At 73.4% G+C, this 5,713-nt stretch carries 6 protein-coding genes and 1 pseudogene; 5 read left to right on the plus strand and 2 right to left on the minus strand.

Going from position 1 to position 5,713, the window contains the following annotated elements:
- A partial coding sequence (locus tag DKL51_RS02130) for a GAF domain-containing protein (RefSeq protein WP_148097705.1) occupies window positions 1-1,383 on the minus strand: 1,383 nt, incomplete at its 3' end.
- 14 nt (window positions 1,384-1,397) lie between these two features.
- The gene (locus DKL51_RS02135; RefSeq protein ID WP_109945501.1) at window positions 1,398-2,180 is read right to left on the minus strand and encodes a 3-hydroxybutyrate dehydrogenase; all 783 of its coding nucleotides are present in this window, start codon (window positions 2,178-2,180) and stop codon (window positions 1,398-1,400) included.
- Window positions 2,181-2,395: 215 nt separating this feature from the next.
- Here DKL51_RS02135 and ruvC point away from each other — a divergent pair, with 215 nt between their 5' ends.
- The 5 genes and pseudogenes from ruvC to DKL51_RS02160 form a co-directional block, all read left to right on the plus strand.
- The gene (gene ruvC / locus DKL51_RS02140) at window positions 2,396-2,923 is read left to right on the plus strand and encodes a crossover junction endodeoxyribonuclease RuvC (protein WP_109945500.1); all 528 of its coding nucleotides are present in this window, start codon (window positions 2,396-2,398) and stop codon (window positions 2,921-2,923) included.
- Window positions 2,920-3,522 (plus strand): Holliday junction branch migration protein RuvA, encoded by a 603-nt coding sequence (gene ruvA, locus DKL51_RS02145; RefSeq protein WP_109945499.1) that lies wholly within the window; start codon window positions 2,920-2,922, stop codon window positions 3,520-3,522. Before ruvC ends, ruvA begins: the two co-directional genes overlap by 4 nt.
- A complete protein-coding gene (ruvB, locus tag DKL51_RS02150) occupies window positions 3,519-4,583 on the plus strand; it encodes a Holliday junction branch migration DNA helicase RuvB (protein WP_109945498.1) in 1,065 nt (354 codons plus the stop codon). Before ruvA ends, ruvB begins: the two co-directional genes overlap by 4 nt.
- Window positions 4,584-4,723: 140 nt before the next feature.
- Window positions 4,724-5,071 carry a preprotein translocase subunit YajC gene (yajC, locus tag DKL51_RS02155; RefSeq protein WP_185734674.1) on the plus strand — a complete coding sequence of 116 codons (348 nt, stop codon included), beginning with the start codon at window positions 4,724-4,726 and terminating at the stop codon, window positions 5,069-5,071.
- A gap of 217 nt (window positions 5,072-5,288) precedes the next feature.
- Window positions 5,289-5,713 (plus strand): annotated as a pseudogene (locus DKL51_RS02160) (protein translocase subunit SecD); the annotation flags it as partial.

A 5,713-nucleotide genomic window follows, 5' to 3' on the forward strand; every position in this document is an offset into this window, starting at 1 on the left:
CGCCTCGACCCGGGCCGCCTCCATCCCGCCCCGCGTCGAGGCGTACGTGGTGGCCCAGGAGAGGACCCGCTGCCGGGCCGAGCCGGTCGACGCGATCGCGTCGTCGCCGACCGCCACCAGCACGTGCGGAGCGTCCAGGTCGACCCCGAGGCGGCGGGCCCGGTTGCGCAGCGCGTCGGTGTCCCGCAGCGGACGGGCGATCAGGTCGTCGAGCAGCTCGCCCCGGACCCGGCCCTCCGCCTCGGCGACGGTCCGCCGGAACAGCAGCAGCAGCGCGGTCACCAACGCGGCCCGCTCCAGGATCCGCTGGTCGGCGTCGACCAGCTCACCGTCGGGGCGCAGCACCAGCGCGCCCAGGTTCTCCGCGCCGGCCACCACCGCGGCGTACCAGAGCGGTCCCCGGCGCACGCTGCGCCCCTCGGTACGCGACGCGGCGATCGCCTCCACCATGTCGGCCCGGTCCGGCTCCTCGATCTCGCCCACCCGGGCCAGCCGCCGCCCCTCGGCGTCCAGCGCGAGCAGCGCCCCGCCGAGCACGTCGGTGACCGCCGCGGCCACGTCCTCCATCCCGCCGCCCCGCACCACCAGCGCGGTCATCCGGTCGTGGGCGGCCGCGGCCCGCTCCACCGAGCTGCTGTGCGCCCGGATGGTGCTGTTCGCCGCCGACAGCTCCTCCAACGCCGAGCGGGTCTCGGCGAGCAGCCGGGCGGTGTCGATCGCGACCGCCGCGTGCGCCGCCAGGGAGACCAGCAGCGACACCTCCTCCCGGCCGAACGGCCGGGCCGACCGGTTGGCGGCGTACAGCACGCCGATGACGCGCGACCCGAGCCGCAGCGGTACGCCGAGGATGGCCACCAGGCCCTCCTCGCCGACGCCGCCGTCGATCTCCCCGGTGTGCCGGAAGCGCTCGTCCTCCTGGTAGTTGGCGGTGACGTACGGGGTGCCGGTCTGGGCGACCAGGCCACCCAGGCCGTCGCCCATCTCCAGCCGCAGCCCCTGGAACCGGGCGGAGATCGAGCCGTCGGTGACCCGCATGTAGGTGTCGCCGCGCTCGTCGTCGTTGAGCGTCATGTAGGCGACGTCGGTGCCGAGCAGGATGCGGGCCCGGTGCACGATCGCCCGCAGCACGTCGTCCAGGTCGCGCAGGCCGGCCAGGTCGCTGGCCGTGTCGTACAGGCCGGAGAGCTCGATCTCCCGGCGGCGCCGGCGCTCCAGCAGCGCGCGGACCCGCAGCGCGACCACCTTCGCCTGCTCCAGCTCGGCGAGGCGCTCCGGGGGCAGCCCGGCGGCCCGGGCGGCGACCAGCGGTCCCTCGAACTCGACCGCGGCCGCCTCCCGGGCCAGCAGTTCCAGGAACTCGACCGGTGACGACATGACCGACATTGTGCGCGAGGCCACTAGTTGGCCGTCCAGCCCCCGTCGAGGGCGATCGAGGCGCCGGTGATGAAGGAGGCCGGCGGGGAGCAGAGGTACGCCACCAGCTCGGCCACCTCCTCGGGCTCGATCAGCCGCTTGATCGCCGCCCGGGCCAGCATGATCTTCTCGATCACCTCGTCCTCGCCGATGCCGTGGGTGGCGGCCTGGTCGGCGATCTGGCTCTCCACCAGGGCGGTGCGGACGTACGCCGGGTTGATGCAGTTGGCCGTCACCCCGTGCGCCGCGCCCTCCAGCGCCACCACCTTCGACAGCCCCTCCAGGGCGTGCTTGGCCGACACGTACGCCGACTTGTAGGGCGAGGCCCGCAACCCGTGGACGGAGGAGATGTTGACGATCCGCCCCCAGCCCTCGGCGTACATGTGCGGCAGCGCCCGCCGGGTGATCCGGAACGGCGCCTCCACCATCACCCGGTGGATGTAGGAGAAGCGGTCGGTGGGGAAGTCCTCAACCGGCGCGACGTGCTGCAACCCCGCGTTGTTCACCACGATGTCCACGTCCGCGTCGAGCCGGTCCACCGCCGACAGGTCGGACAGGTCGACCCCCTCGGCCCGTCCGCCCGCCTCGGCGGCGACCGTCTTGGCCGCCTCCACATTGCGGTCGACCACCAGCACCGTCGCGCCGGCCGCCGCCAGCCGCAGGGCGCAGGCCCGACCGATACCGCTGCCACCACCGGTCACCAGTGCGTTACGACCGGAGAGGTCGACCTGCACGACGTGGGGGACCGCCACGGGTTCTGCCGTCATGGCGCAAGAAGTTACGAGCTGTGTGGCCCGCGGCACATGGGGCAGCGACACATACTCCGGGCCCCGCCAGTGTGGACCGGCCGCGGCCCGGGATGTGCCGGCCCTGGGCGGTGGGCGGCTACGCGCTCGTCCGGCGTGTCCCCCCGGGTGCCGACGGGGGGTGGACCAGTAGGGTGTCGAACACACGTACTGCTGACGGCTGGGGAGGAGGCGGCGTGCGCGTGCTCGGCGTCGACCCCGGGCTGACCCGGTGCGGGGTCGGCGTGGTCGAGGGCGTGCCGGGTCGCCCGTGCACGCTGGTCGCCTACTACGTCGTCTACACCGACCCGGGCGACGAACTGCCGCTGCGCCTGCTGCACCTGGACCGCTCGCTCACCGATCTGGTCGCCGAGCACCGGCCGGACGCGGTCGCCGTCGAGCGGGTGTTCAGCCAGCACAACGTCCGCACGGTGATGGGCACCGCCCAGGCCAGCGGGATCGCGGTGCTGGCCGGGGCCCGGGCCGGGCTGCCCGTGCAGACGTACACCCCGAGCGAGGTGAAGGCCGCGGTGACCGGTTCCGGTCAGGCGGACAAGGCGCAGATGACCGCCATGGTGACCCGGCTGCTGCGGCTGCCCGAGCCGCCCCGGCCGGCCGACGCCGCGGACGCGCTGGCCCTGGCCATCTGCCATGTCTGGCGCGGCGGGACCCGATCCAAGCTGGCCGCCGCGGCCGAGCGGGCACGACGAGGAGGAACTCGATGATCGCCAGCGTGCGCGGCACCGTGACCGCGACCGGTCCGGACCATGCCGTGGTGGAGGTCGGGGGGATCGGCCTGGCGGTGCAGTGCGTCCCGGGCACCCTCGCCGAGCTGCGGGTCGGCCAGCCCGCTCGGCTCGCCACCAGCCTGGTGGTCCGGGAGGACTCGCTCACCCTCTACGGCTTCGCCGACGACGACGCCAAGCAGCTCTTCGAGCTGCTCCAGACCGCCAGCGGGGTCGGCCCCCGACTCGCCCAGGCGGTGCTCGCCGTGCACACCCCGGACGCGGTCCGCAAGGCGATCGCCAACGCCGACACCGCCGCGCTGACCCGGGTGCCCGGCATCGGCAAGAAGGGTGCGGAACGCCTCGTCCTGGAGCTGCGGGACCGGATCGGCCCGGTGCCGATCGGCGTCGACGGCGCGGCCGGGGTGACCGGTGGCGCCTGGCCGGAGCAGGTCCGCCAGGCCCTGGTCGGGCTCGGCTGGTCCAGCGCCCAGGCCGAGCAGGCGGTGGCCACGGTCGCCGAGACCGTTGACGGGGCGACCCCGCCGGTGCCGGTCCTGCTCAAGCAGGCCATCCGCCTCCTGGGCCGGACCCGATGACCGGCGACAACCTGGTCTCGGCGTACGTCAGCGACACGGAGCTGGACGCGGAGGCCACCGTCCGGCCGAAGCGCCTCGACGAGTTCATCGCCCAGCACCGGGTCCGGGACCAGCTCGACCTGCTGCTGAAGGGCGCGATGCGGCGCGGCTCCCCGCCGGACCACATCCTCCTCTCGGGGCCGCCTGGCTTGGGTAAGACCACGTTGGCCAACATCGTCGCCGCCGAGCTGGGCGCGGGCATCCGGGTGACCAGCGGCCCGGCCATCGAACGCTCCGGCGACCTGGCGGCGATCCTGACCAGCCTCGCCGAGGGCGACGTGCTCTTCATCGACGAGATCCACCGGATCGCCAAGCCGGCCGAGGAACTCCTCTACAGCGCGATGGAGGACTTCCGGGTCGACGTGGTGGTCGGCAAGGGGCCGGGTGCCACCGCGATCCCGCTCGACGTCGAGCCGTTCACCCTGGTCGGCGCGACCACCCGGTCCGGCCTGCTGACCGGCCCGATGCGCGACCGGTTCGGCTTCGTCGCGCACCTCGACTTCTACGCCCCGGCGGATCTGGAGACGTTGCTGCACCGTTCGGCGCGGATCCTCGGCGTGCCGATCACCGACGAGGGCGCGGCCGAGATCGCCGGCCGGTCCCGGGGCACCCCCCGGATCGCCAACCGGCTGCTGCGCCGGGTGCGGGACTTCGCCGAGGTCCGGGCCGACGGCGTGGTCACCCTGGAGACCGCCCGGGCCGCCCTGACCGTGTACGACGTCGACGCGCTCGGCCTGGACCGGCTGGACCGGGCGGTGCTGACCGCGCTGGTGGATTCGTTTCGGGGCGGTCCGGTCGGGCTCTCGACGCTCGCCGTGGCGGTGGGGGAGCAGCCGGACACCGTCGAGGAGGTCTGCGAGCCGTTCCTGGTCCGGGCCGGGCTGCTGGCGCGTACGCCCCGCGGTCGGGTGGCCACCGAGGCCGCTTGGCACCATCTGGCGCGTACCCCGCCGAATGGTACATTTGGCACGGACACCCCTCCCGTGCCCGATCTGTTCTCCGCACAGACCGATCAGCCGTGATCCGAACGTGATCTGTGCCGCATTCGGCGTTCTCAGGTGCAGGGATTAGACTTCGCCGCGGTCTGTACAGGACGTGAGAATCCGCCTCCGTTCCGGCGCCCCTCGTGCCGGTCGGGAGGCCAATGGGAAGGTCGACAACCGTGGCTTACGCAGCAGCGAGTGGCGGGGGAGCCGGCGGTCTGACGCCGATCCTCATGATCGCTCTGCTCTTCGTCGTCATGTACTTCATGATGATCCGCCCCCAGCAGAAGCGCCGCCGCGAGGCCGAGCAGATGCAGTCCGCGCTGGGCCCGGGCGACGAGGTGGTGACCATCGGTGGCCTCCACGGCACGGTCACCGGGGTGGAGGACGACATCGTCCTGCTCGAGGTCGCCCCCGGCGTGCAGACGCGGTACGCCCGCCCGGCCATCGCCCGCGTGCTCACCCGGGCTGAGCGCCCCGAGGTGACCGAGCCGGTCAGCGAGGACGCCGAGCCCGTCAAGGAGTGACGCCGCCCCGACGGGGCAGCGGATCGACTCTCACAAGTGGATAGTTGGGTCTGCGCCCGGCACCGACCCGCACCGACCCCGCCCGACGCCGCCGCGTCGGGCCAGGGGAGCGTGTCGGGGCCGGCGCAGATCCGTCAGAGCAGTCGGGCGGACACCCCCGGCCCGACATTCGTCGCCGCTGCATCAGCGGCGGACCGTACAGGGAGACAGGACAGCCGTGGCACCACCTCAGGGACAGATGCGCCCCGGACGGCAGCTCGCCGTCCTCGGGCTCATCTTCGTCGTCCTCTATCTTTTGGTGTTCTTCTCGGGCGGCGCCAGCGGTGGCTGGAAGGACCGGCTGGAGCCGCGGCTCGGCCTGGACCTGATCGGCGGCACGCGGCTGACGCTCGAGGCCACCAACAGCGTGGACGGCAAGCCCCCGACGGCCGCCAACCTCGAGGAGGCGCGCCAGATCATCGAGAGCCGGGTCAACGCGTACGGCGTGGCCGAGGCCGAGGTGGTCACCGAGGGCAACCGCAACATCGTCATCTCCCTGCCCGGTGAGAACCGGGACCTGACCGACGTCGGCAGCGCCGCCGAGCTGCGCTTCCGCAAGGTGCTCAAGGCAACCGACGGCAGCGGCCAGACCGCCACCCCCCC

Origin of the sequence: Micromonospora globispora (assembly GCF_003857015.1) — a bacterium.
GTDB classification, from domain to species: domain Bacteria; phylum Actinomycetota; class Actinomycetes; order Mycobacteriales; family Micromonosporaceae; genus Micromonospora; species Micromonospora globispora.